This window comes from Levilactobacillus namurensis (genome assembly GCF_032197885.1).
Taxonomy (GTDB): domain Bacteria; phylum Bacillota; class Bacilli; order Lactobacillales; family Lactobacillaceae; genus Levilactobacillus; species Levilactobacillus namurensis_A.
On the sequence record NZ_CP134159.1, the window covers coordinates 1,460,905 to 1,486,963 of the forward strand.

Genomic DNA, 26,059 nt, shown 5'->3' on the forward strand with positions numbered 1-26,059 from the left:
AGTTACGATTGAGCTTGGCGCCGTCGCAGAAGTGTTTCGCTCCCTAATAACGCCGCAAACCAAACCACCGACCCGATGACCGCCCAGCGGTTGACGGGATCGAAGCATAGCACCACGGTCACTGCAATAAAGAAGGCCATGGTCGCCCAGTTGGTCCAAGGAAACAGCGGCAACTTGAAGGGGTTGTGGCTGGAATCCATGGTCCGTTTGTACACCAAATGGCAGGCCAACAACGAACACCACACGATGATAAAGTTAGTCGTCGCCACGTTCGAGATCAACGTAAAGACCGTGCTAGGCATCACGTAGTTCAAGACCACGATCACCAACAGAATCCCGGATGAAAAGGCTAACGACCGTGCCGGCACGTTATACCGGTTGACCTTGCCCATCCACTTAGGCGCATTATCGCCATGGGACAACGTGAACAGGGTCCGACTGGTACTAAAGATGGCACTGTTGCAGGCCGACAGCGCAGCGGTCAAGACCACGAAGTTGATGATGCTGGCCGCGGCTTTGATGCCCACGTCACTAAAGACTTGCACGAACGGTGATTGAGCTGGCGTAATCGCCGTCCAAGGGTAGATGCTCATGATCACCAACAACGCCCCAACGTAGAAGAACGAGATTCGCAGGGGCAAACTGTTGATGGCTCGGGGCAGTTCCTTTTCGGGATTCTCAGCTTCCCCGGCCGTGATTCCCACCATTTCAATCCCCGTGAAGGCAAAAATCACGAGTGAAAACGACATCACAAAGCCACTCAGCCCCTTAGGGAAGAAGCCCCCGTGACTAACCAGGTTCGCCATGGTGACGGTATGGCCGCCCACCGTAGCGCTCGACCCAATCAAGGCCACCCCGGTGACAATCAAGGCCACGATTGCCACGACCTTGATCATCGAGAACCAGTACTCTAGTTCCCCGAAGGCACTCACGGAGAGCAGGTTGAACGCCAACAGGATCGCGATGATGATCAACGGCGTCAGCCACTGCGGGATTCCCGGGAACCAATAGCGAATATAGATCCCACTGGCCGTCAGATCGGCCATCGCAAGGCTGACCCAACATAGCCAGTAAGTCCAGCCAATCGCAAATTCATACTTCTTGCCTAAATATTGATTCACAAATTCCAAAAAAGAGTGTTTCCGCGTATCCGAGAGTAACAGTTCCCCCAACGCGCGCATCATCAGGTAACAGAAGAAGCCCCCAATGGCGTAGGCTAGCAGGATCGAAGGACCCGCCTTTTGAATGGCCGTCCCGGAACCTAAGAAGAGTCCGGTCCCGATGGCGCCTCCCAGCGCAATCATCTGAACGTGCCGCCGCTTTAACTTTCTTGCCAATTGCTGATTTTCCATATAGCCTCAACTTTCCTATTTTCAATTATCAAAACAGTGTAGCTTAAAATCAGCCTAAGAGCAACGATAGTCTCTCTAAACCGTCCGCGGGGTGAACCGCATTGCCCCCGATGCGCCACCAAAAATGCCTCCCTTCAACTGAAAAACCGTTAGAAGGCAGGCATTTTTAAAGCACTATTCGTAAGCAGAATCGCCTGAGTTTACGACTGGGCCGCCGCTTGTAAGGCGTGGGTGAAGGTCAAGTGATCGTCCGCCACGTCAATCGTGATCAGACTGTGGACCGGAATCTGCCCCGCAATCAGTTGTTTAGCTAACGGCGTCTCCACGTGAGTCGTGATAAACCGTTGCAACGGCCGCGCCCCATAGGCAGGGAGGTACCCCGCCTTCGCAATCCAGGCTTGAGCCGCCGGCGTAATGGTCAAGTCCAACTGCTGCTCATGCAGTCGGGTTGCCAGGTGACCGACTAACTTGACCACGATCTGTTGAACATCCGCTAAGCTCAGCGGCGTAAACATAATGGTCTCGTCAATTCGGTTCAAGAATTCTGGCCGGAAATGACTTTGCAGGAGCTGGGCCACCTGTTGCTGGGCCGTCGGGGTAATTTGTCCCTGGTCATTGGTCCCCTGCAACAGGATGTCCGATCCCAGGTTAGAGGTCATGATCAAAATCGTGTTCTTGAAGTCGACCGTCCGCCCTTGGCTGTCCGTCAGCCGACCGTCGTCTAGGACCTGTAAGAGGAGGTTGAAGACATCCGGGTGGGCCTTCTCGACTTCGTCAAAGAGTACGATGGTGTACGGGTTCCGCCGAACGGCCTCCGTCAGTTGGCCCCCTTCTTCGTACCCCACATAGCCTGGTGCTGCGCCCACTAATCGCGAAACGGACTCCTTCTCCATGTATTCACTCATGTCGATCCGAACCATGTGGTCTTCACTGTCAAACAAGTTTTCGGCCAGAGCCTTGGCTAATTCGGTCTTCCCGACACCGGTCGGCCCCAAGAATAGGAACGATCCCAGTGGCTTGGTCGGGTCTTGTAACCCCGCCCGGGAACGCAAGACGGCGTCGGCGACCGCGTTCACGGCCTGGTCTTGACCCACGACCCGGTCATGCAACCGGTCGCCTAGCTTCAACAATTTCTCCCGTTCGCCCTGAACCAGCTTGGTCACCGGAATCCCCGTCATTCGACTGACGACCGCCGCGATTTCATTTTCCGTAACGGATTCAGAGACCAGCCAGTGTTGCTGCTGATCCTGCTGTTCTAAGGCCGCCAACTCCTTTTGCAACTGTGGAATCGTCCCGTGTTGCAATTCGGCGGCCTTGTTCAGATCGTATTGGCTTTCGGCATTGGCTAGTTCGCGCTTCGCCTGATCAATGGCCGTCTTCTTGTCGCCCAGTCGCTTGATGGCGGCCTTTTCGTCGTTCCAGCGTGCGCTCAACTGGTCGACCTTTTCCTTGGTATCAGCCAATTCCTTCTGGAGCGTCTTCAGGCGTTTCTGCGACGCCGCATCGGTCTCCTGCTTCAGCGCCGTCTGTTCGACCTGCATCCGCATTAGTTGCCGCCGGGATTGGTCCAAGGCCGTAGGGGCTGAGTTCATTTCCACCCGAATCGAAGCGGAGGCCTCATCGACCAAATCAATCGCCTTATCCGGCAAGAACCGGTCGGTCAGATAACGGTCCGACAGCTTAGCCGCCGCCACCAAAGCGTTATCGTGGATCCGAACGCCGTGATGAATCTCGAAACGTTCGCGCAATCCACGCAGAATCGTCACCGTGTCTTCGATGCTGGGTTCTCCCACTAAGACCCGTTGGAACCGACGTGCCAGGGCCTTATCCTGCTCCAGATACTGCCGGTATTCATCGAGCGTCGTGGCCCCAATCAAGTGAAGCTCTCCTCGGGCCAGCATTGGCTTTAAGAGGTTACCGGCGTCCATACTGCCTTCGGACTTGCCGGCCCCCACAATATTGTGGATTTCATCAATGAACATGATGATCTGGCCGTTACTCTTGGTGACTTCCTTTAAAACGGCTTTCAATCGTTCTTCGAATTCTCCCCGGTACTTGGCCCCCGCAATCAGGGAACCTATATCGAGTGAGAAAATCGTCTTATCCTTTAAATTGTCCGGGACATCTCCCCGGACGATTCGTTGTGCGAGTCCCTCAACGATCGCCGTTTTACCGACCCCTGGTTCCCCAATCAAGACCGGATTATTCTTGGTCTTGCGGGATAGAATCCGAATCACCGACAAAATTTCATCATCCCGCCCGATGATTGGGTCGATCTTGCCACTGCGCATGGCCTTGACCAGGTCTGTCCCGTACTTCTCTAAGGCCTTATATTGGTCTTCTTGGTTCTTCGAGGTCACCCGCTCACCGCCACGCAACTTCTCCACGGCTTGGCGGAGCCGCTGTTCCGTGACGCCCTGTTGCTTCAGATAATCGGTGAACGTCTCCCCGGTCAGTTGCATCACCGCGATTACGACCGTATCAATCGCCAGATACTCATCGCGATAGCTGGCCCGAATCGTATCGGCCTTTTGTAACAGCTCCGTGAGGTTCCGCGAAAACTCTTGACCATATTGAACGCCACTGCCCGTGACGGTGCTGATACCGTCCAACTCACGATCCAGTTCGGCATCGAGCTGAGCCGCATCCGCCCCCGCATCTGTAAAGAGTTGGCGGGCCAACTCTCCAGGTTGCACTAAGAATTTAAAAAGGTGCGCTACCGTGACCGCTTGGTGCTTACGCGTCATCGCAATCTGCTGGGCCTCCGCCAGTGCATCGCTTAAGGCCTGTGTAAACTTTTCTGGATTCAAACCGTCGTCCCCCATTCAAATGACTGTTATTTTTATGGTTAAAAAAGAGGCAAACCAAGGTTTACCTCAACTTTCACTCATATTCTAACCGATTCTAAGCCAAATTCAAAATAATTTGACCAATTTTGACTAATTAAATTAAGCCTGTTGTTCCGCCAGTTCCGCAATCTTAATCAGGACGTCCGTCGCCCGTTCCATGGTTTGTTCGGACACGTATTCGAACCGACCGTGCATGTTTTCGCCCCCGGCAAATAAGTTCGGCGTCGGTAACCCCATGAACGAGATCTTCGACCCGTCAGTACCGCCGCGAACCGGGAAGATCAGCGGCTTGATGTTCAAGTCTTCGTAAGCTTCCTTGGCCAGGTTCACCACCGTCATGTCCTTTTCGATTACTTCCCGCATGTTGTAGTACTGGTCCTTAATCGTGACCTGAACTCGGTCCGACCCAAACGCTTGGTTCATCTGGTCGGCCACACCTTGGAAGAGCTTCTTGCGGTCTTCGAAGACGTCATGGTCGTGGTCCCGAATAATGTAACTCAGGTGGGCCGTATCAACGTCGCCCGTCATCTTGTATAAGTGGAAGAAACCTTCCCGGCCTTCCGTCTTTTCCGGACGGTCATGTTCCGGCAAAGCCGCGTGGAAGTCCATGGCGACCTGTGACGCGTTGACCATCACACCCTTGGCTTCAGCGGGGTGCACGTTGGTCCCGGTAACGGTGACCTGCGCATCTGCAGCGTTGAACGTTTCGTACTCCAGTTGCCCCAGGGGACCCCCGTCGACCGTGTAGGCGATATCGGCCCCGAAGTCGGCGACGTCAAAGTGGTCCGCCCCCGTCCCGATTTCTTCATCCGGACCCAAGCCGATTTCAATTTCACCGTGCTTGATTTCAGGATGGGCAATCAAGTATTCCATGGCCGCCATGATCTCGGCGACCCCGGACTTGTCGTCAGCGCCTAACAGCGTCTGACCATTAGTGGTGATCAACGTCTGGCCCGCGTAGTTCTTCAGGTTCGGGAAGACGGCTGGGTCCAAGGTGTACTTGCCAGCGGCATCCAACTTGATGACCGACTGCCCATCATAGTTTTCCACGATCTGGGGTTGAATGTTTTCGCTGTTGAAGTCGGCCGTATCGAAGTGGGAGATGTAGCCAATCTTCTTGACGGCTTTATCCGTGTTAGCTGGTAAGGTAGCGTAAACGTAAGCCGACTGCTGATTGATGTGCACGTTCTTCAGCCCAATGGCCGTCAAGTCCGTGACCAAGCCTTCAGCGAATTCTGTCAACCGGGGCGTTGACGGCACCGTGGTCGAGCTAGGATCCGAACGGGTGTTGATCTTCACGTATTTCAAAAAGCGGGGAATCAAGTTTTCGTACTTTGCCAAAACAAATCACTCCTCAATTAAGTTTAAGTTCCAAAGTTAGTTTACGCGTTTTCCAAACTAAAGAAAAGTAAACGGGTCAGTGTTCAACGTTGATGCCTGAACCGACACCGGCCAATCGTTTTCGGTCGCCCACGTGGTAAACAAGCGGGTCAGTTCAACCTGACAGATACTTTCAATGTGGTGTCCCGGATCCACGACGCTAAGTCCCGCCGCTAACATGTCTTGGGCCGGATGGTAGGAGACATCCCCGGTGACGTAGACGTCGGCCCCCTGCGACACGGCCGCGGTGTAAAACTCGCTGCCACTGCCGCCCAATACGGCGACGCGCTGGACCGGTGCCTGGGGCGTCTGACTGATCAGCCGCAGTCCCCGCACGTGAAAGACCTGCTTACAGTGCTGGGCGAACGCCTGAACCGTCGTGGGTGTTGCTAAGTTGCCGATTCGTCCCATGGTCACGTCCGCAGTCGCCGCTGGGCCGTTGCTGGGCACTAGTCCCTGACAATCTTGCAAACCTAGGGCCGTCGCCAGCCAATCGTTCATCCCCCCTGGCGCACTGTCCAGATTCGTGTGGGCCGCATAAACCGTCAGGTGGTGGGCTAGGATGGTCGCATACATCCGGTTTTGGGGGTTACTCAGATCCAGCGTCTTGGCCGGATGGAACATAGCCGGATGATGGGCGAAGATAAAGTCGGCCCCCACGTCGATGGCCTCTTGGACCGTTTCCGGCCGAACGTCTAAAACCACCAAGATTTTGTGGATCGGCGCTTCTAAATCGCCTAACTGCAGGCCCGGGACATCCCAGGGCTCGGCCCATCCCTTAGGGGCAAACCGCTCGAATCGTTCAACAAACTCACGCGCTAACACGTTCTAAGACCTCCTCAATCTGTGCCAATTCCGCCTGCAACGCCGCAACCTTCGCCGTCGGTACCGTCTTAGCCGCTTGGACTTGACGTAAGACCTCCCGGGTCCGTTGCGCTTCGTGCCGCCATTTCGCCACGAAAGCCGCGTTCGGCGCCGCCAATAAGTAAGGGCCGAAGCGCAACTGTTCTTCCGTGTACGTTTGCGGGTGGTCGGCCCGGTCCGCGACCAAGACTTCGTAGATGTGGCCGTCTTCGCTAAGAATCTGCTCGGCCTGCAACTGGAAGCCGTGGGTCATTAGGAACTGCCGGACCTGCATCGCCCCCACGTTGGGTTGAAGGACCAACCGCCGGACACCCGCCAACCGGTCAAAGTCCTGCGTTAAGATCTGGGTAATCAGTGCCCCGCCCATCCCAGCGATGGCAACCGTGTCGATCTGATCGGTCGGTTCAATGGCCCGTAACCCGTTGGCCAACCGCGCCGTCAGTTGATCACTAAACCCTTCACGGGCAATCTCGCGTTGGGCATTTTCAAAGGGGCCCCGGACGACCTCGCCGGCTACCCCACCAGTAATAATACCGCGTTTGAGTAAGTTGACGGGCAGGTAGGCGTGATCCGTGCCAATGTCCGCCAACCGGCTTCCTTGAGGAATATAGTCGGCGACCGTAGCCAGCCGTTGTGATAAGTGATCTGCGTCCATGTCTGAACATCCTTTCTGGTAAAAACTGATTACTCTTAGTATAAGCTAGTCGTCGCGATTTAGATAGCGCCAACCCGTCAGCAATCCTCAGATTATTGGCAGCCCTAAAACTCTAACACCGGACCACAACTAACCACTTAGGACAGCAAAAATGGGACGCCTAGAAAATTGCTTCCTAGACGCCCCATTTTTCATCACCGATGCCGCATATCTAACTTATTCTTCGCGAGAATGCTTAGGTGTTCGTTGTTCATCCGCGTTCCGGGCAATCCCAGAGTACGGGTACGTGATCTTCATCACGGCCGGCATCACGATTGGTAACAGGATGATCAATAAGACAATCCCCAAGATGACGGCTAACGCAATCTGGATCAACGTCATGACACCCGACGGCATCAACGCCGCAAACGTCCCGCTTAAGATGATTCCAGCCGAGATGACCACCGTTCCGATCACCGTAGCGGCCTGTAACATCTTGTCGCTAGTTGCTCCCGGTTCGTGGAGGTACTCCCGGTACTTCCGCATCAGGAAGATCGAGTAATCGACCCCTAAGGAGATCAACATCACGAAGGTAAAGAACGGCGTGTTCCAAGTCAACATATCGGTTCCCAATACGGGCTTCACTAACCAGTGAACCAACGTCAGGGCCCCAGAGTAAGCTACGACTAGGATACCCTCGATCACGATTGGCTGAACCAGCGAACGGGTGACCACCATCAGCGCAATAAAGATGCCGGCTAGCATGATGATCACGGTCCGGGTGAAGTCCCCGGAAGCCATCTCGTTGATATCGTTGGTCTGTGACGTGTTACCCCCAAAGGCAACTTGGGCGTTCCCCAAGCTAGTCCCCTTAAGGGAGCCACTAACGACCTTCTCAAGCTTCGGTAACCGAGCCATCGCCGCAGCGGAACTTGAATCATCGTCCAAGACCACCGTTAACTTGGTCAGCTTCTTATTCGGCGACAGATAAGTCTTCAGTGCTGGTGCGAAACTAGCACTGTGCAACTGCTTAGACGGGATGTAGAAGGTCTTGGCCGCCGCAGACTTCTGTAAGCCCTTGAGGTACCCGTTGGCGGACCCCACTCCGGTCGAAACACTGGAGAGACCGTTCGTGGCCGTTCCCAGGCCGGACTTCAAGGCCGCCAATTGTTTACTAGTAGCGGCAAGCTGGGTCGCCATAGTCTGGTTACCACTGGCTACTTGGCGCGCTCCTGAGGCCAGTTGGCCGGTACTTGCGGCTAATTGGTTTGAGCCGCTGGCCACCTGACTAGCCCCCGAAGCTAATTGCCCGGTGCTAGATGCTAACTTGTTGGTTCCAGCCGCCAAGACGCTCGCGCCGGTAACCAGCTGTGGAATCCGACCATTGATCGTGTTCATCGCGGACGATAATTGTCCCGTCGCACTCGATAACTGGCTGGATTGGGAGCTGGCCGCTTGCAAAGCGGTCGCTGCCCCTGGTAAGACCACGTTGGCCTTTTGCGCCAGCGTCGCCACTGCCGTTTGTAAGGTACTGGTCGAGCTTTGGAGACTCTGCAGCTGGCTAGCGACCGTCTTATCGGCGTTACCGATGGCGGAAGCGTCGCTACCAATCTTGGCCAGTGAGCTATTCAGTGTCGACGTCAATTGCTTTTGCGCCGCCGTTTGCTTAGCCAAGACACCGGACATGACCTGCTTTTGTGCCGCAGATAGCGGTGCGCCCGCAGAGGTGAAGGCTGCTTCAACTTCGGACATAGAAACCGAGTTGACTGTCCCTACAGAGTTTTTAATGTTTTGCAGTTGTGTTGCGATGTCCTTGGTCTGGTTCCCAATGGTGGTCAGTGAACTCGTGACGCCACTGGTACTACCCGTTGAGCTCCCGGCAACCTGGGTGTTCAACTGCTGGATAGCAGCGTTTAACTGTGGTAAGGCAGCTTCTAGTTGCGCCAGTTCAGCGGCTTGCTTGCCACCCGAAGCCGAGGACACCTTGGTGTTCAACTGGTTCAAGCCGGCCGTGACCTGACTGATCCCGCTTTGCAGGGTCTGGGTCCCGTCACTCAGGCTTTCAGCACCACTAGATAGGGATTGACTACCACTATTCAGCTTGCCGGCCCCTGAGCTGACTTGAGAGGCCCCACTGGCTACCTTTTGGGTCCCATTATTCAGTTTGTTGGCCCCAGAACTGACTTGAGAAGCCCCACTCGCCAATTTATTAGCGCCGGAAACTGCGCCGGAAACGTTTTGACTGGCTAATTGGCTATGGGCCGACTTAAGACCCTTATTGATCTTATTGACCCCTTGCTGGGCCTTGACCAGGCCACCCGTGACCGTACTCATCTGGTTACGTACGTACAATGCCTTAATGGCCTTGCCGCCTGGTTGGGTTACGGAAGCAACCGTTTTGACCCCGTCGGATTGCTGCAGTTGTTTCGTCAACCGGTCAATCAGCATCAAGGATTTTTCATTGTCTAACTTATGATTGCTTTGAATGTAAATGGTCGTTGGTTCCGCCGTCCCCTTGGAGAAGTGCTTTTGAACAACCTTGAACCCTTGCTTGGCGGGAACGTTATCCCCGATTTCAACCAAGTTATCGTAATCCAACGTCCCGTGCGACGTTAAGGCCAGTGGAATGAAGATGATTCCCGTGATAATCAACGTGATCACGGGGCGAATCATCGCATGCTTGGCCATCCCGTGCCAGAGACGACTGTCGCCTTCACCCTGGAACTTCTTGACTGGCCAGAACATGTGCGGTCCGCAGATGGCCATAAAGAAGGGGTTCAAGGTTAATAGAACGGCTAACAGAACCACGACCCCCACGGCGATACCTACCGCCGAACGGTACAGGGAGAAGTTGGCAAAGCCTAAGACACTCATCCCAATTAAGACGGATAAGCCGGAGTACAGAACCGTCCGACCCCCGATGCGAATAGCTTCCCGGGTGGCCGTATACCGGTCCTTACCGTTCGCCAGTCGCTCACGAAACTCGTTATATAGGAGGATGTTGTAGTCCGTCCCAATCCCAAACAACACAATCACAATAAACACTTCGGTGAAGTTGGAGAACGGGAAGTTGAAGCGGTCAACTAGATTAGCGACCACCGAAACGGACGTGATGACCGATACCGCCACCGTCAAAAGCGAGAACAGCGGTGTAACTGGTGACCGGAAGACGAACCACAGGACCAAGAAAATAAAGATGGCCGCAATGATCTCCGTCTTTTGAACCCCCGCCTGGGTAGCATCGGAAAAGTCTTGATTCAAGACGTCCGCCCCAGTGACGTAGGTCGTTACCCCAGAAGTCTTAGCCAATTGGGTGATCTGCGAACGAATCTTCGTAATCGAATGACGCGACGTCTGATGAACGTTCAGCTGGAGTAGCTGGGTACTCTTATCCTTTGAGATCAGCTGGGAAGCGGCGGTCGAACTATCGCTCGCTGCCGTGATCGACCGAATCTGGTACTGGTCCGCGTGGTTCTTGATCCGTTGGACCGTTTGGTCGATGTGCTCATTTTGCGTCTGGGTCAGTGCCGAATCGCCGTTGTTGAAGACCACGACCACCGCCGTGGTGCCCCGCTGCGAACGGCCCCATTGTTTCTGCATGTTGGTGGCCCGGGTACTTTGATAATTGCTGGGAACCGTAATCTGGCCCTTATCTGCCACCAACTTACTCATGTTCGGAATCGTGATCACGGCTAGCATAACAATCACCAGCCAGCCGATCACGTTCCAGATGTAATGCTTATTCATCCATCGCATGGTTGTTTACTACCTCCTTAAAATTCTCTTCTCTCTCCTTAAAGAACCTAACGGGTCAGCCACTTGGTCCAGTCTAACTGCAAGGCTTGCGTGCCATCCGTCGGTAAGACCGCTCCAATCGTCAATGTCGCCAATTGCCGCCGGTACTGCGCCTCGGCCTGGTGGAAGACGGCCATGACGTTGGCCACCGGTTGCTGGTCCTTGAAATCTTTCAATCCGTAAGTTGCTACGAACGCCTGCTTACGTTTTAAGCCAAAGACCTTATTGACTAATCCGGTGTTCTTGACGAAGGGTTGGTGACCCTCAATCGCGTCAAAAACGTCTAACAAAGTAATCTCATGAGAATCACGCGTTAAGACGATGCCCCCGTCCCGGCCAGGAACCGTTCGGACGATCTTGGCGACGGCCAAATGCTGCACGATTTTTTTCAAGTAACTGGTCGAAATATCCAGCCGCTCTGCCACCAAGCGACTCTGCAAAGGGCGATTACGGTCCTGGATACCAAGTAAGGCCACGATACATAACGCTTGTTCTAAACTGGGCTTCGCTTTCACGATCTGCCTTCCCCTTTCCCGTTATGAAAATCTTAAACGAGATACATTATATCCCCTTTAATGAATTTTTCAATACTTTACCCCTAATAAACTAACTCGAATCGGATTGATTTTTTATGTAAACGGTTTCTACCAAACCATTCTCCATTAATAAAGGCCCCATCGGCATCGTTTGCCAATGGGGCCTCTCTAGTTAAACCAGGCTAACTCATCACTAAATTCTCACGGACACTGGCCGGGACCTTTTGTGTCGCCACACGTTCCCACGATTCCACGTTCTGTCCCTTCGTGGTAATCGCTAAGTAGCAATGTGGTTTGAGGCGCCACTGGGACTCGAACGCCAGTGTGCGCGCATCCCCCTTAGCCGTATACGTCACCAGCTGGTAGCGGTATTCCTTCTCACCCGCCCCACCAATAAACGAAGAGACTGGTTTTGCCGTGGTTGAAGCATAGACCGTTTCGGTCTTCACCAACGGATTGACGTTGTCGACGGCCATGGCCAGTTCGGAATGGCGGTTCTTAGTCAGGCTAGGAACGATTACCGCCCCGCCTACGATCAAGCTCCCCAACACCACAATACCTAAAATTAACTTCCCCAAAATTTTCATGTTTTCTCTCCCTGTTCGGTTAATTACTCGACTAACTAAGTGAGTAACAAAAGTATACCTAAGCTTACCCCTTTGGTCAACCCCTAGAATGAATTTTGACGTTTTTCGCGTCTTCCTAAAAATGGCCTGCTTTTTACGGATTAATCAGTGTCACGACAAAAAAACACGCATCAGCCATAGCCAATGCGTGTCAGGGTTTATTTATCCTATTCCAAGAAGTCTTTCAGTTGCTTGCTCCGTGAAGGGTGCCGTAACTTCCGTAAGGCCTTGGCTTCGATTTGCCGAATCCGTTCCCGGGTAACCCCGAAGACCTTGCCGACTTCTTCCAGCGTCCGAGTCCGACCATCGTCTAGGCCGAACCGCAACCGCAAAACATTTTCTTCCCGGTCAGTCAACGTGTCCAGCACGCTTTCCAACTGTTCCTTTAAGAGTTCATAAGCCGCATGGTCAGCCGGACTCGTTGCATCCTGGTCTTCAATGAAGTCACCCAGGTGTGAGTCATCCTCTTCCCCAATTGGGGTTTCCAAGGAAACGGGTTCTTGAGCAATCTTCAGGATCTCACGAACCTTTTCGGTTGGCATATCCATTTCCGCCCCAATTTCTTCAGGCGTTGGTTCCCGCCCTAAGTCTTGGAGTAATTGCCGTTGAATCCGAATCAACTTGTTAATGGTTTCGACCATGTGGACCGGGATCCGAATCGTCCGGGCTTGGTCCGCGATGGCCCGCGTAATGGCTTGCCGAATCCACCAAGTGGCGTACGTGGAGAACTTGAACCCTTTCCGGTAATCGAATTTCTCGACCGCCTTCATCAGGCCCATGTTCCCTTCTTGAATCAGGTCCAGGAATTGCATCCCCCGACCGACGTAACGCTTAGCGATGGAAACCACTAACCGTAAGTTGGCTTCCGCCAATTCCTGCTTGGCTTCTTCGTCGCCCTTTTCGATCCGTAAGGCTAAGGCCACTTCTTCGTCCGCCGTTAACAGGTTAACCCGCCCGATTTCCTTCAGATACATCCGGACTGGGTCGTTGATCTTAACCCCGGTAGTCGTGGAAGCTTCCTTTAATTCTTTCTTCGAAACCGCCTTTTGGGCTTTCACGGCCCGTGGGTCTGGTTCACCCTTAGCATCGACCACGCTGATCCCGGCATCCGAGATCGTCTCTAACAACTTATCCATCTGCTTCGCATCCAGCGAGTACGGGGAAGCAACTTTATCCGTTAATTCATCGTACGAGATGTTGCCGGCCTTTTTCTTGTCCTTGATTAGGGCTCGCACCGTCTTGTTGTAAGCTTTTTGGTCAAACATTGGTTGATCCGTGGTCTTTTTTGCCATTCAAATACCCCCTAGACTAAACTTGCTTGTTCGCCTGTCGTTGTTGTTCCAGCTGCACAATCTCAATCACGAGTTGCCGTTGCTGGTCCGCGTCACCCAGTCGTGTGGCTTCGCTCAAAGCCCGCTTTTTATCACGTAGCTTGGCATCCAACGGGGCTTCATCCATGATGACCGTTAGATAGTCATCGATTTCCTGCGGGGTGACCGCCGCTAAGGAAATGGTAGTCTCCAACTCGATCACGAGTTGTTGTAACCGCTCCTCTTGGATAAAGTCTGTAAACTGGGCGCTCTGGTAAACTTGATGCGTTTGAAAATAACCCTGGGCCAGGGTATAAATCACTTGATAATCGTCATGCACGAAACAGAAGTTGGGCACCGAACTCACCTTCGCCCACACGTTGCGGTCGTGCAATAACCAATAAAGCAGGTAACGTTCCGCCCGCTCTAACCGGGTCATCGGCCGGCGTTGCTGGCGAACCGTGACGGTCGGAGCCGTCGGCGGCGTTCGCGAGGCCGCCGTTTCCTGGTACCGGTGCCGTTCGACTTGGGCCGCTGTTTGTTGCCGGACTTGCTTGAGTTGGGCCACCAAGGCCTCCTTATCCAGGTGAAACTCGGTCGCCAACTGATTCAAGTACAGGTCCAACGCAACGGGCTCCTTGACCTGTGCCAATAGCGGCATTGCGTCGTTCAGGTACGCCAAGCGCTCACTATCCGTCTCCAGCGCCCGGTCCCGCCGTAAATACCGCAATTGAAACCGAATCGGCGTTTCTTTAGCGCTCTGCATCACCTGCCGGAAACCTTCGTCCCCGTGTGCGCGCCGATACTCATCGGGGTCCTGCCCCTCCGGTAGCTGAATCACGCTTAACGCCAGATGACTATGCTCGCGCAAGAGACCAATGGCCCGTTGCGTTGCGCGCTGACCAGGCGTATCACCATCATAACAAATATTCAGGTGATCCGTGGTCCGCTCGATCGCGTAAATCTGCTCCGTGGTCAGACTGGTCCCCATGGACGCAATCCCGTTTAAAACCCCCGCTTGGGCGGCCGAAATCACATCCATATAGCCTTCGAACAACGTCACTTCGCCTGCTTCCCGGATTGCCGGGCGCGCTAGGTCGAAGTTAAAGAGCAACCGACTCTTGGTAAAGAGCGCCGTTTCTGGACTATTCAAGTATTTCGGTTGGTCTTCTTGCTTTTGGAGCACTCGCCCCGAAAAGGCCGCTACGTGCCCACTCGCGTTCCGTAACGGAAACATGACGCGCGCCGTAAAGCGATCCCGGAGTTCGCCCTGCTGGTTTTCGATGAAGAGGCCACTCTGCCGTAAGAGTTGATAGTCGGCTTGCCGCTGATCAAAGAACGGCTTCAATAACCGTTGACTCGGCGCAAACCCCAATTGATAGGTCTCAATCGTCGCATCCGTTAATCCCCGGTTATGCAGGTAATCCAGCGCTGGTTGGCCCATCTCCGTGTTCACCAGGATATGGTGATACAACTTAGCAGCTTGCTCATGCAACGCGATCAATTGCCCCGTCTTTGAATTCGTAGCTGGCGCGTTGGCGTCTTGGCGATACTCACTGTCTAGGTCTACGTGACTAAAGTCAGCGACCTTGACCACTGCTTCAGGAAAGCTAACGTGCTCCAGTTCCATCAAGAACTTAAAAACGTTGCCGCCCCGACCACAACTAAAACAGTGAAAAATCTGTTTATCTTCCGAAACGGAAAATGACGGGGTCCGTTCCTCATGGAAGGGACAAAGGCCAAATAAGTTCTTACCAGATTTCTTTAATTGAACGTACTGGCCGACCACATCCGCAATGTTCGTCGCCGTCCGGACCGTTTCAATTACTTCTTCAGGAATCTTCGCCATCATTAGCCCCCTTCCCATTCAGTTCCCGCACAGTCCTAGCCTTGAAAAGCCGCACCCCGGAAACCCGAAAAGTGCGACTTGTTGACTGGAATTCGTGCGTAGAAATACATAATATATAATACCACGAAGCGCTATTTTGACCAAGTAAAATGGCCTAACTTTCCGAGTAGCCGCACCGCCGTTCAAAAACAAGCACCCCACTGGTTCCCCCAAGGGGCACTGGTCGGGTGCTTGTCTCCAATTAAACTACTTTTTCATTAACCTAGTCGTTAGCCTTCAGCCAATGATCCAACACGGCGATAAACTCATCGTGCTGATCTAGCAGGGCTAAGTGGCGACTGTTGGCAAATAAATGCCACTTGGCACCCGGAATATGGTCGTAAACGGATTTGGCAATCAGCGGTGTACACAGGTCATCCGTCCCATTGGTAACCAGAACGGGGACCTGAATCTTGTGCAGGTCGTCAGTCACGTCAAAGTCACTAATGGTCCCATTCTCGGTGAACTCGTTCGGTCCTTCCGCAATCAGACTCGCCCGTTTTCCGTTCGTCGGGCGCCGTAATGGCTCCGGTGAATGCTCATCCGGATCATCCCAGCAATAGCGCTCCATGTACCGGTCATTCGCGGCTAGGTATTTCGGCCCCGTGAAGTTCCCCGTCCGTTCTGCCTCCGCGATAGCCGCGCGGTCTTCGTAACTTAGATAGGAAATCAACCGGTGCTGTTCTTGGGTCCACAACTTAATAGACGCTGGCGACCCGTCGATCATCACACTTTTAATGCCGTCTTGGCTGTACTGCGTCAAGTAGAACATCTCGAGCATCCCACCCCAGGATTGGCCCAACATATGGACCTGATCCAAGTGCAGGTACTGGCGCAAGGCCACGAGCTCTTCCGCCCAGGTCTCCTTGACATAGACGCCCTCATCTTCCGGCAACGACGACTTCCCACAGCCAACTTGGTCGTACATGATCAACTGACGCCCCGTTGCCGCGTAATCGTCCAATAACTCAAAATAATTATGCGACGACCCTGGGCCCCCGTGAATCAATAATAAGGGGGCCAAGTTTGGGTTGGGTTCTCCCACGATGCGATAGTACGTCTGATAGCCGTGAAACGGCATGTAACCTTCAGTAATCTTCATATTATGTTCCTTCTTCCGCGCCAGTTTCGCTATTTGCTAATACGTCACCGATTCGTTTCCAAACGACAAGGCCTAACTTATTCTTGAAAAATATACGCCCCGTACGTCGCCGTGGGTAAATGGTCAAGATCCAAGGCATCTAGTTCTGCATCTGTTAGTGGTTGAACCTGCCGAGGATTCATCAGATACCGTCCGGCTGGTAGTTGGGCAGCTACTGACCCCCCATCGTTAGTCAAGAAGATTTCCGTTCCTTCAAATGTGACCTCTTCATCCAGATTGACATCCGAGCAATGGGGGCGCTGGTCTAAGCGCATCAGAGTAATCAGGTTCAACCCATTGCTCCCGCCATTACTGACTTCAAACGGAACACCGTCACAGCTAACGGTCACCTTCTGGGCTTCGGTTCGGGTGGTGTAGACGGTACTAGGATCATCATTATGGTGTTTACTCATGCAATCAGGGCTCCTTTGTGATCATGATTAATTGCTTCTAAGTATACGCTAAAATCCGGTCATTCACCGTCTGATTTTCAACCAAATCTCAGGACCCTTTCTGATTAAATTTGTGAAACGAACCGTATAATATGAGAATAATCTCATTATTTCGGGCTGACAAGGGGTGTCGCAGACTAAATATTGTTTGTACGTTACAATAACTTTTAAATCAACAACATATCCATATTTTTAAGCATTTTATTTTCTGAAACCATTTTTGGTCAATAGGTGGTTTGATAGTACTTACTACACTATTGTATGATACATAAACCATAATAGAAGCATTTAATTTAAATAATTAGACTGGGCGTAAGCTCTTGCTACGAGATTCGTCTAGTAGTAGCATTAAAAACAAATTAAAGAAAAATTAAACAGCCCTAATCCTAGGAAGTGATTGCCTTGAGAAAGTTCATCAATTATCCACTGTTCAGTCTTGCCATCTTCACGAGCATTTTGGCCGGTCTAGAAACGCCCTTCAATACATTTAGCTACTCATTCTTCTTCTACTTAATTGAAAAGAAACACCTTTCCTGGATCATCCCGACCATTATCGGGATGATCCTAGTCTTTGGTCTCTTTGCCCTACTTAACTACTGGAAGAATTGGACCATCAACCGTGACATCTACGCCATTAATACGCAACTCAAAACGCGTTACGTTCTTCATAGCATCGCAGCAACCACGCTAAGTGGGCCCACCGAGTCCGACCACGTCTCCTTCTTTATGAACGATCTAAAACTCCTAGAAGATAATTATTGGCGTCAGGTCTTCAGCCTCATCGGATCAGTCGTGATGGTGTTGGGCACTTTAAGTTACGCACTTTACAGTAACGTCTTGGTCACCCTAATCTTTTTAGGCTTTATGATTATCCCAACCCTAACTCCAAAATTATTTAGCAAAACCATCCAAGCCAAAACCACTGCTTGGTCTCAGAAAAATCAGACCTTATCCGGGACGGTTCACGATCTCTTTCACGGCGCCCGTCTCCTTAAGCGTTACAGCGCCGTCACCGGATTCAATGGTCGCTTACACACCGGTCGTTATCCGCCATGGAACACGCTAACGCCGATCTCAAGAATCGCATCGCCCTTTCAAACAGCGTGATTAATTTCTTATTTATGCTTTTCTCCGACATTCCCATCGGCATCGGCCTCTATTTCACCATTACCGGTCGCTTGCACCTCTCCCAGTTTGTGGCCATTCAGTTCTCCTCAAGCTGGATTCTCAACGGGTTTAACCAGATTGTTAGCGGCCGGAACACTCTGAACAGCACCCAAGAAATTCGGCAAACCGTTCTCAACAACGTCGCCGTCCCCGCTAAAGCGCCCGACCGTGCTGCCCCCACTGTAACCACCCTAGCCTTGAACCACGTGACGTTCGCTTATCCTCAAGCCCCACACGCTATTTTTCACCAGCTCAATCTCCACTTGAAAGCTGGCGACAAAGTCTTGATCCGAGGACAATCCGGCATCGGTAAATCCACTCTGATTCGCTTACTGCTTAAAGAAGTCCGCCCTATTTCCGGCCAAGTACTGGTTAATCAACGAGACTACACGCCAAGCGATGCTTACCAGTGGTTTGGGGTGGTCGGGCAAACGCCCATTATCTTTCAAGATACCGTTCAAGCTAACGTGACACTAGGCCAATCCGCAAAACCGACCAGCATCAGCACTGCTCTGACCATGGCGGGATTACCTGAACTCGCCGCCCACCTCAACACGCCCGTTCGCGAAAACGGTGCCAACTTTTCCGGCGGTCAGCTCAAACGACTTGAAATTGCCCGTGCTTTGTTCTTCAACCGGCGTGTGTTACTGATTGACGAAGGAACGGCCTCACTCGATTCCGACACGGCCCTCAGTATTCACCGCCAGATCCTCAAGAATCCCCACTTAACCGTCATCGAAGTTGATCACCACATTCCCGCCGAAATCTTACCGTGGTACTCGTCAATTTACGACTTGCAAGCCGGTCACTTAGTCCAGTACCAGGGAACCAGCAATCCCGCCCAATAAACGGCTCATCGCCTGCGTCAATAACACCACCCTAACAATGTCTTTACAAAAAACACCCATCGACGGACAACTAATCGCTGTCATCGACGGGTGTTTCGATCATCTCTAAGGCCCCACTTTGGATAATTATTCGTCGTCCCTACCGAATTCGTCGGGACCATCCCGGAAGCTTAGGGTGATCGTCTACCGAAAATTAGCGACCCCACGAAAATGTAATATTACAAATGGTTGCTAACCGTTCCCCTGGCGCCCAATTTCCGATACACTAATTCTAAGGACATGTTCTCGCACACTCATACTTTGGTCGGTCTGATGGTGCTGCTTGAGAATTGTCCTTTTCATTTTGGCACCATCAAAACCACTCGTCAAGTGCGGACTAAGCCTCCCCCTTTTGACGAGTGGTTTTTGAATTTTTATTCACTTTCCGAACCGTTCCACTTTAAAGGGCCCATAGGAGCAACCCTAAAAAGAGCCCCATACTAAGCCAAATCATGGGTTGTGCGGTCAGGGCTCGGGCACCATGTAGGTTCAGCAGGTAAGCTTGCGGAAAGGCCCGTTCCCGAGGCAAAACTTCCCCTGTGTGTTGATCATAGCGGGCTAAGCCCTGGGCATACTTGAACGGCGTCTTCCCCGTATTCCGTAACGTAATCGTAAGTGACTGGGCCGTGGTCTGCGGATACCGGAGTGGCTTAGCCATCGCGGCGTTCGGCGTCGCGTGCCAGGTCTTGAGTAAGCGACCGTTAGCGTGGACCTGAACTCGCAGGCGACCATTCGGATATTGGGGTTGTACGTTGGACTTGACCTGTTCTCGCGCCTCATTCGTCGGTTGAATCTGTAATTGCAAGGCATTAGACGGCCCAACGACCGGCATAGTCCATGTCAACTGCCGCTGAGGCGCTACCCGAGCCACGGGCAAGGTAAAGTAATCGCCGTTCCCTTGTCGCCCCGGCATCTCTTCTCGGACCAACGTGGTCTCATCGGTCTGGCCCAGACTGAGCGCACACATGATCACGGCAAACGTCCCAAACCACCGACCATACCGCACTTGGGTCGGCGTTCGTTCCCAGCGCACCACCCCAACGTTCCCAGCAACATCAAGGCCGGCAACACCGGCGCTGCGTATCGGGGCTCAACTTCCCAGAAGAAGACATGAAAGATCATCAAGCCCAGCATCGCTATGGCTAGAAAGTGACCGGCAACGAAGCTGGGGCGTGCCTTCAAAAGAAACCAGATACTCTGACACAGCAAAGTCAAATAAAGGATCTGGGTCCCTAAAACTAACCAAAACTGAATTGACCGTTGATTCATTAGATACCACCGTGGCGCTTTGAGCCATTGCGTGGTTAATTTGAAACTATCCATGTCCCCCGTTGACCAAAAAATCTCAAACTTCCGAGCCAACTGAACCAGCACACCACTGACGCCTAAGGTGTTTAGCCGCTGATTCAAAAGCTTAGTCGCCGTAGCCTGTTTGGCTCGCGCCGTGGGCTGGTGGTCGATCACCATCGCATCCGTCAGACTATACGTCCCCGGATTTTGGGGATTCATGCTCATCGCAATCCAAGCCGTCACGGGCATCTGCGCATTGGGGTCTGGGCGATACCCCGCTTGTCGACTCCACGCGGACATCCCCGCAAAGACGCCGCCTAAGACCAGACACGCACCGGCGATCCAAACCACCACCTGGCGCCAGGTCAAGCGGCGTTGCCACCATAACAGGAGAATCAAGAGGCCCAAAGCCAGCCACAAGACGATGAGGTTGCTCTTGACGGCTACCCCGGCACTTACCAGCAGGAGGGCTAAGCCGCCCCCCAGCCAACGGCGCCAGCCCCGATTAGCCACGGACCAACTGACCAGCGCCAAGCTGTCCAAGAAGAGCGGGAACACCACCGGATCCGTATAGTCGAAAAGCCCCAGGGCATACACGGGGATACTGAGGAGCCACAGCAACGTGAACCAAAAGGCGCCGGGTTGCCATAACCGCCAGTGATGTAACAGATACAGTCCCGCAGCCAACCCAGTATCCAGCCACAGATACCGCAAGAAATTCATCGCCACCCAGGGTGTCTTCGTCATGGGCAATAACAGTTTCAGCCACCACGCATCGATCAGGGTGTAATTCACGTTATTCTGATAAACCATAAAGTAGTGGTTCCAAGTGGTCCGTCCCTGGGCCAAGGCGATGGCCTGATTACGGACAAAGTAACCATCCGCCCGGCTGACATCAACAAAGTTCATGGCCATCCAAGCCTGCGCGCCCACGATCAAAACCAGGAGGACGGCCCAAATCAAGCGGTACTTGGTCGAAGACCACTGCCCCACTCGTCCCCGAAAACGGTTCAAGATAAGCAGCACGCCACCTAGCAACGTCACCATGACCAATGGCTGCGCCCAATCGGCATCCCCCAACGTCGTGACGGGTTCTGTCACGGCAAACACCGCCGCACAAGCCAGTAAGCCTGCAACCACCCAATTTAGCGTTCCGACTAGTCTTCTCATAGCACCTAACATCCCTATCTCCTAATTGCCCAGTCCACTGATTGCTGGTTCCCCCAATGATCATCAGTACCAGCGACTCAAATCAATTGCCTAACTACGTCCCATTTTCAACGCACCCCCGCTAAAGCACAAGCACCACCCGCTAATTAGGGACCATACTTGCCTAATGACCAGTCCAGTGGTTTACCGATACCATCATGCCCCCCAACTACGTTTCGCACTATGGACACAACAAAAGGGAAACCAATTGACCTGCAAATTGGCTTCCCTAAATTTCAAATCTATTTCGTTAAGGCCGCACCAAGCCAACTAACGCCCAGTGCGTCAACTCATCGCAAGTACGATTGGGAACCTACGACTCTTTCGGCAGATGATACGTCAACTCCTCAGCCGTGTAGGGCCGGTCCGTTCGCGCAGCTGCATACGCCTGATCACCTATCTTCAGCCCACATGCACGAATCGCCGCAATGGCAAATTCCCGAAAAAATTGGAAGCTAGACGTGACGATTCCGCAATCCGTCACCACTGGTTGGCGAACCAGGTTTTGCTTCGGAATAAACGGATTCAGCGCATACGTCTCCTCAAAAATCCCCGCGGTAAACTTCGTATGGTCTAACAATCCCGCTTTGGCCAGCAAGACGGGGGAACTGGACATCCCCGCAATCACCGGACGCTGATCAGGCGTGACGTTTAACCGCTGTAAAAACGCAATGTTGCGGTCATCTGCTAGTGGCAGATGATAATTATCAATTCCCGGTAAAATCAACAAATCAGCATCCAAAGGATTTACCTGTGAAAAATCTTTTTGCGCGACCATCGGCAACTGATCCTCACTAAGGTAAACCGTTCGATCCGCACCCACCGTGGTGAGTGTCCAATCGTCATAAAACGTTAAAGCTTCCGTCAGCGCCGCAATTTCAAAGTTACAAAATCCTGGGTACACCATCACTAACGCTTGTTTCATCATCTAACGCCTCCAATTAACTTAACAAGGCTCAGACTATTTCTCGCATTTATTGTCCGCTTAACCTAGCTTCATTGTCAATACCGCATCACCACTTGCAGCTAGCATACAAGCTGAATCCTAACTGCCACGACTTCCCGGCAACGCCACTGGTAATCTACTTGCGGTCCCAATCATTGCGTCCCATGGCCCAACGCAGGCCCTCAACTCCCCAGAAGAACAGGACCAAGACCAGCCAACACCCCATCAACGTGAGGACTAAGACCAGGGTCATCGCCGCCTTATGGTGACTCTGCCACCACAGGGTGATGATGCCGCCAAATGCCGGCCGGTGGCGCAACCACCCTAACGGCGTCATGAGGACGTCTAAGACAACCCCAAAGACTAACCACTGGTTGGCGTGCCGCACTGCGGTCCGTAAAGTTCGTTTCATAAAATCGCCCCTTGTATGTACGCTAAACGCCCGTTACTCACACGAGTAATGGGCGTTTAGTCCTTAAAATAAGATATGGTTTACTTCACAATCAGTTGATCCAAGTCTCCCAATTGTAAGGCCAGGTTTGCCAAGCGCGTTAATTCCGCTAACCGGTTATTCCGGACAGCGTCATCATCGGCCATGACCATCGTGGCTTCGAAGTAGTCCGCAATCGCTGGTTGAATCGCTGCTAAGGCGGCGTAGAGGGCCTTTAAGCCCTTAGGTGCTGCCGCGGCCACTTCATCGACTCCAGCATGCAGCTGACCTTCACTGTCGTTTTCGAACTTGCCCGCGTCAATCGTCACGTTGGCAATATCCTTCGGTGCCTTTTGTGACAACCGAATGACCCGCGTCAACGACTCGATGACGTCCTTGAAGTTGTCGTCCGCTGCGTGGGCCGTTAAGATGTCCGCCGCCGTGAACAACTGCGAAATGTCGGTACTGCTGCCACCCAAAACGGCGTCCACGATGTCGTAACGAATCTTGACACCCTTGAAGATCTTCCGGACCCGTTCCTTGATGAAGTCCACGATAGCGTCGATCTGACTAGCTTGGTCTAAGTCCGGCGCCACGTTAGCTGCCTGTTCCGCCGCGATAAAGGCGTTCGCCAGGTCAGCTACGGGTAACGCCCATTGCTGGTCAGTGGCGATCCGCACAATCCCCGTGGCCTGTCGCCGCAAAGCGTACGGATCATTAGAACCGCTTGGAATCATGCCAGCAGCGAAGAACGTCAAGATGCTGTCGAACTTATCCGCTAAGGCCAAAACGGCACCAGGAACGGAAGCGGGTAAGGCGCCGTCCGCGGAGATTGGTTCGTAGTGTTCGCGAATGGCTTGGGCAACGGCGGGATCTTCACCCTGTAACAGGGCGTACTTCTCACCCATGACCCCTTGCAATTCTGCAAATTCGCCGACCATTCCCGTCACTAAGTCAAACTTGTAGATCTGACTAGCCCGAACGGCCGCCTGAGTCTGCGCATCACTCAGCGCTAAGCGGTGAGCCAAGACCTTCACGATTGCTTCGACCCGGGCCATCTTTTCGGCCATAGTACTGATCTTATCGTGGAAGCTGACGCTCTTGAGTCGGTCAACGAAGTCCGCAATACTCTTCTTTTGGTCTTCCTTGTAGAAGAACATCGCGTCTTCCAAACGGGCCGTTAAGACCTTTTCGTTACCAGCGACCACGTTTTGCAAGTCGTGGTCCGTCCCGTTCCGTACGGAAATGAAGTTCGGCAACAGCTGACCACTCTGGCTCCGTGCGTAGAAGAACCGTTGGTGGTCCCGCATGGACGTAATCAGGACTTCGTCTGGAATCGTCAGGTACTTCTGATCGAAGTTTCCTTCGAATGCCGTTGGCCATTCCACCAGGTTGTTAACTTCTTCCAACAAGCCGGCGTCGATATCTACGACCCAGTCATGGTCACTGGCAATCTTTTCAATCTGCTTCTTGATCAACGCCTTACGCTTATCCGCATCGGCGATGACGTATTCGCTGGTCAGAGCTGCTTCGTAATCGGCCGCGGTCTTCAACGGAATCTCCTTGCCCAAGAACCGGTGTCCCCGGGTCACCCGATCCGTCGTCACGTTCAGGATGCTGAACGGAATGACCGTGTCATCCAGCAAGGCCACCAACCAACGAATTGGCCGGATGTATTCAAAGTGGTGAGCGCCCCACTTCATCATCGTTGGGAAGGTCATGGCCGTGATGACGTCTTTCAGACCAGCTAAGACCGTTTCCACAGGTTCTCCCGCGATGAACTTGTCCACGTAGACGTACTCCGTGCCCTTGAATTCCTTAAAGACGATGTCATCTGGCGTCAGGCCTTGGCCCCGCGTAAAGCCGATTGCCGGCTTGGTCCAGTTGCCATCCGCGTCTTGAGCAATCTTCTTAGCCGGCCCCTTGACGGATTCACTGATGTCCGCTTGCTTATCGGCCAAGCCCGTGATTTCAATGGCCAACCGCCGAGGCGTGGAGAACGGCTGAATGGCGTCATAACTGACGCGTTGTTCCTTCAAGTAATCGGCGACACGCTTCTGAAGTTGTCGAATAGCAGGCGTCACCACGTGAGCTGGCATTTCTTCCAGTCCAATTTCAAGTAAAAATGTGTGTGCCATTATTTTGCCTCCTCAGAATCCGCTAATAATTTTGCGCGTAACTTCTCGTCTTTGATCAACGGGAAACCACGCTTCTTCCGTTCTGCCACAAAGGCCTTCGCAATCGAACGAGCCATCTTCCGAATCCGGGAGAGGTAGCCGGCCCGTTCCGTCACGGAAACGGCGCCCCGGGCATCTAACAGGTTAAAGGTGTGGCTGCACTTCAACACGTAGTCGTAAGCCGGGTGAACCAAGCCGTTAGCAATCTGCTTCTTCGCTTCGGCTTCGTATTCGTCAAAGTGCCGGGACAGCATGTCCTGGTCACTTTCTTCAAAGCTGTACTTGGAGTGCTCGTATTCGGGTTCCTTGAAGATGTCCCCGTACTTAACGCCGTCGCCCCATTCCAGGTCGAACACGGAATTAACATCCTGAACGTAGGAGGCTAACCGTTCCAATCCGTAGGTGATTTCGGACGTTACGGGATCCACCGTTTGACCGCCCACAACTTGGAAATAGGTGAACTGGGTAACTTCCATCCCGTCCAACCAGATTTCCCAACCAACACCGGCACAACCCATCGACGGGTTCTCCCAGTTATCTTCAACGAACCGAATATCATGTTCCAACGGGTCAATGCCCAGTTCCCGCAAGCTGTTCAGGTACAGGTCCTGAATGTTATCGGGCGATGGCTTCATGACCACTTGGAATTGGTGATGTTGGTATAACCGGTTCGGGTTCTCCCCATAACGACCATCAGCTGGCCGCCGGGAAGGTTCTACGTATGCCGCGTTCCAAGGTTCTGGTCCAATGGCCCGTAAGAACGTGTAGGGACTCATGGTCCCGGCACCCTTTTCAGTATCGTAAGCTTGCATCAGCATGCAGCCCTGAGCAGACCAATACTGTTGTAACTTTAAAATGATTGCTTGCATGGACAGTTTTTCGTTCATGGATGCTGTTCCTCCTTATTCGTCTCAATAAGCACACAAAAAAGTCCCTACGCGAATCTACACTAAAGAGATTCACGTAGGGACGAATTAATTTCGCGGTTCCACCCTACTTCTAGCCATCCGACTAGCAGCTTACTTGGAAACGACTCCGAATGTGCCAATGTCCGCGCGTGACCGTCCGGCTCCCACTCACCCGAACTCGCTGAAGACCCACGTCGCGCACTTCTCATTCATCTACG

At 52.8% G+C, this 26,059-nt stretch carries 20 protein-coding genes; 2 read left to right on the top strand and 18 right to left on the bottom strand.

What is annotated here, in order from left to right:
* Window positions 1-2: 2 nt before the first annotated feature.
* From RIN67_RS07015 to RIN67_RS07070, 12 genes are all read right to left on the bottom strand, one after another.
* Complete coding sequence (locus RIN67_RS07015; protein ID WP_264998874.1) at window positions 3-1,352, bottom strand: amino acid permease; 1,350 nt, start codon at window positions 1,350-1,352, stop codon at window positions 3-5.
* A 200-nt stretch (window positions 1,353-1,552) separates the two neighbouring features.
* Complete coding sequence (gene clpB, locus RIN67_RS07020; RefSeq protein WP_313825959.1) at window positions 1,553-4,162, bottom strand: ATP-dependent chaperone ClpB; 2,610 nt, start codon at window positions 4,160-4,162, stop codon at window positions 1,553-1,555.
* A 138-nt stretch (window positions 4,163-4,300) separates the two neighbouring features.
* Window positions 4,301-5,542, bottom strand: coding sequence for a peptidase T (gene pepT, locus RIN67_RS07025; RefSeq protein WP_264998876.1), 1,242 nt, complete (start codon window positions 5,540-5,542; stop codon window positions 4,301-4,303).
* Between the two features lie 57 nt (window positions 5,543-5,599).
* Window positions 5,600-6,406, bottom strand: coding sequence for a Nif3-like dinuclear metal center hexameric protein (locus RIN67_RS07030; RefSeq protein ID WP_264998877.1), 807 nt, complete (start codon window positions 6,404-6,406; stop codon window positions 5,600-5,602).
* Window positions 6,393-7,100, bottom strand: coding sequence for a tRNA (adenine(22)-N(1))-methyltransferase (locus RIN67_RS07035; protein WP_024746240.1), 708 nt, complete (start codon window positions 7,098-7,100; stop codon window positions 6,393-6,395). The genes RIN67_RS07030 and RIN67_RS07035 overlap by 14 nt, the downstream gene beginning before the upstream one ends.
* A 216-nt stretch (window positions 7,101-7,316) precedes the next feature.
* A complete protein-coding gene (locus tag RIN67_RS07040; RefSeq protein WP_264998878.1) occupies window positions 7,317-10,835 on the bottom strand; it encodes an MMPL family transporter in 3,519 nt (1,172 codons plus the stop codon).
* 47 nt (window positions 10,836-10,882) lie between these two features.
* Window positions 10,883-11,389, bottom strand: coding sequence for an RrF2 family transcriptional regulator (locus RIN67_RS07045; RefSeq protein ID WP_313825958.1), 507 nt, complete (start codon window positions 11,387-11,389; stop codon window positions 10,883-10,885).
* Window positions 11,390-11,592: 203 nt separating this feature from the next.
* Entirely contained in the window at window positions 11,593-11,997 is a 405-nt protein-coding gene (locus RIN67_RS07050) for a YxeA family protein (protein ID WP_264998879.1), read from the bottom strand.
* 206 nt (window positions 11,998-12,203) lie between these two features.
* The gene (rpoD, locus tag RIN67_RS07055; protein ID WP_024746236.1) at window positions 12,204-13,328 is read right to left on the bottom strand and encodes an RNA polymerase sigma factor RpoD; all 1,125 of its coding nucleotides are present in this window, start codon (window positions 13,326-13,328) and stop codon (window positions 12,204-12,206) included.
* Between the two features lie 16 nt (window positions 13,329-13,344).
* On the bottom strand, window positions 13,345-15,195 hold the full coding sequence (dnaG, locus tag RIN67_RS07060) for a DNA primase (protein WP_264998930.1): 1,851 nt from the start codon (window positions 15,193-15,195) through the stop codon (window positions 13,345-13,347).
* A 262-nt stretch (window positions 15,196-15,457) separates the two neighbouring features.
* On the bottom strand, window positions 15,458-16,336 hold the full coding sequence (gene pepI / locus RIN67_RS07065; RefSeq protein ID WP_264998880.1) for a proline iminopeptidase: 879 nt from the start codon (window positions 16,334-16,336) through the stop codon (window positions 15,458-15,460).
* 77 nt (window positions 16,337-16,413) lie between these two features.
* Window positions 16,414-16,788, bottom strand: a complete 375-nt coding sequence (locus tag RIN67_RS07070; RefSeq protein WP_107740672.1) for a hypothetical protein — start codon at window positions 16,786-16,788, stop codon at window positions 16,414-16,416.
* Between the two features lie 441 nt (window positions 16,789-17,229).
* On the opposite strand from RIN67_RS07070, the gene RIN67_RS07075 reads away from it, so the two are divergent.
* Window positions 17,230-17,934, top strand: a complete 705-nt coding sequence (locus RIN67_RS07075; protein ID WP_264998881.1) for an ABC transporter transmembrane domain-containing protein — start codon at window positions 17,230-17,232, stop codon at window positions 17,932-17,934.
* Window positions 17,880-18,842, top strand: a complete 963-nt coding sequence (locus tag RIN67_RS07080; protein WP_264998882.1) for an ATP-binding cassette domain-containing protein — start codon at window positions 17,880-17,882, stop codon at window positions 18,840-18,842. Before RIN67_RS07075 ends, RIN67_RS07080 begins: the two co-directional genes overlap by 55 nt.
* Window positions 18,843-19,281: 439 nt before the next feature.
* Here RIN67_RS07080 and RIN67_RS07085 read toward each other — a convergent pair whose 3' ends face one another.
* The 6 genes from RIN67_RS07085 to glyQ all read right to left on the bottom strand — a co-directional run bounded on the left by RIN67_RS07085 (window position 19,282) and on the right by glyQ (window position 25,820).
* Window positions 19,282-19,914, bottom strand: a complete 633-nt coding sequence (locus RIN67_RS07085; protein WP_264998883.1) for a hypothetical protein — start codon at window positions 19,912-19,914, stop codon at window positions 19,282-19,284.
* Window positions 19,851-21,341, bottom strand: coding sequence for a hypothetical protein (locus RIN67_RS07090; RefSeq protein WP_264998884.1), 1,491 nt, complete (start codon window positions 21,339-21,341; stop codon window positions 19,851-19,853). Before RIN67_RS07090 ends, RIN67_RS07085 begins: the two co-directional genes overlap by 64 nt.
* Before the next feature lie 352 nt (window positions 21,342-21,693).
* Window positions 21,694-22,308, bottom strand: coding sequence for a DJ-1/PfpI family protein (locus RIN67_RS07095; protein ID WP_264998885.1), 615 nt, complete (start codon window positions 22,306-22,308; stop codon window positions 21,694-21,696).
* Between the two features lie 154 nt (window positions 22,309-22,462).
* Window positions 22,463-22,738 carry a hypothetical protein gene (locus RIN67_RS07100; RefSeq protein WP_264998886.1) on the bottom strand — a complete coding sequence of 92 codons (276 nt, stop codon included), beginning with the start codon at window positions 22,736-22,738 and terminating at the stop codon, window positions 22,463-22,465.
* Between the two features lie 80 nt (window positions 22,739-22,818).
* Window positions 22,819-24,894 (bottom strand): glycine--tRNA ligase subunit beta, encoded by a 2,076-nt coding sequence (glyS, locus tag RIN67_RS07105; RefSeq protein WP_264998887.1) that lies wholly within the window; start codon window positions 24,892-24,894, stop codon window positions 22,819-22,821.
* Window positions 24,894-25,820, bottom strand: a complete 927-nt coding sequence (gene glyQ / locus RIN67_RS07110) for a glycine--tRNA ligase subunit alpha (protein ID WP_024746227.1) — start codon at window positions 25,818-25,820, stop codon at window positions 24,894-24,896. Before glyQ ends, glyS begins: the two co-directional genes overlap by 1 nt.
* Between the last annotated feature and the right edge of the window lie 239 nt (window positions 25,821-26,059).

What these genes read in the sequence shown, in the direction of transcription:
- RIN67_RS07035 (WP_024746240.1), bottom strand. Translation starts at nt 7,100, where the DNA reads ATGGACGCAGATCACTTATCACAACGGCTGGCTACGGTCGCCGACTAT.
- RIN67_RS07070 (WP_107740672.1), bottom strand. Translation starts at nt 16,788, where the DNA reads ATGAGTAAACACCATAATGATGATCCTAGTACCGTCTACACCACCCGA.
- rpoD (WP_024746236.1), bottom strand. Translation starts at nt 13,328, where the DNA reads ATGGCAAAAAAGACCACGGATCAACCAATGTTTGACCAAAAAGCTTAC.
- RIN67_RS07050 (WP_264998879.1), bottom strand. Translation starts at nt 11,997, where the DNA reads ATGAAAATTTTGGGGAAGTTAATTTTAGGTATTGTGGTGTTGGGGAGC.
- pepI (WP_264998880.1), bottom strand. Translation starts at nt 16,336, where the DNA reads ATGAAGATTACTGAAGGTTACATGCCGTTTCACGGCTATCAGACGTAC.
- RIN67_RS07095 (WP_264998885.1), bottom strand. Translation starts at nt 22,308, where the DNA reads ATGATGAAACAAGCGTTAGTGATGGTGTACCCAGGATTTTGTAACTTT.
- glyS (WP_264998887.1), bottom strand. Translation starts at nt 24,894, where the DNA reads ATGGCACACACATTTTTACTTGAAATTGGACTGGAAGAAATGCCAGCT.
- RIN67_RS07040 (WP_264998878.1), bottom strand. Translation starts at nt 10,835, where the DNA reads ATGCGATGGATGAATAAGCATTACATCTGGAACGTGATCGGCTGGCTG.
- RIN67_RS07080 (WP_264998882.1), top strand. Translation starts at nt 17,880, where the DNA reads ATGGAACACGCTAACGCCGATCTCAAGAATCGCATCGCCCTTTCAAAC.
- RIN67_RS07100 (WP_264998886.1), bottom strand. Translation starts at nt 22,738, where the DNA reads ATGAAACGAACTTTACGGACCGCAGTGCGGCACGCCAACCAGTGGTTA.
- glyQ (WP_024746227.1), bottom strand. Translation starts at nt 25,820, where the DNA reads ATGAACGAAAAACTGTCCATGCAAGCAATCATTTTAAAGTTACAACAG.
- dnaG (WP_264998930.1), bottom strand. Translation starts at nt 15,195, where the DNA reads ATGGCGAAGATTCCTGAAGAAGTAATTGAAACGGTCCGGACGGCGACG.
- RIN67_RS07090 (WP_264998884.1), bottom strand. Translation starts at nt 21,341, where the DNA reads ATGAGAAGACTAGTCGGAACGCTAAATTGGGTGGTTGCAGGCTTACTG.
- RIN67_RS07015 (WP_264998874.1), bottom strand. Translation starts at nt 1,352, where the DNA reads ATGGAAAATCAGCAATTGGCAAGAAAGTTAAAGCGGCGGCACGTTCAG.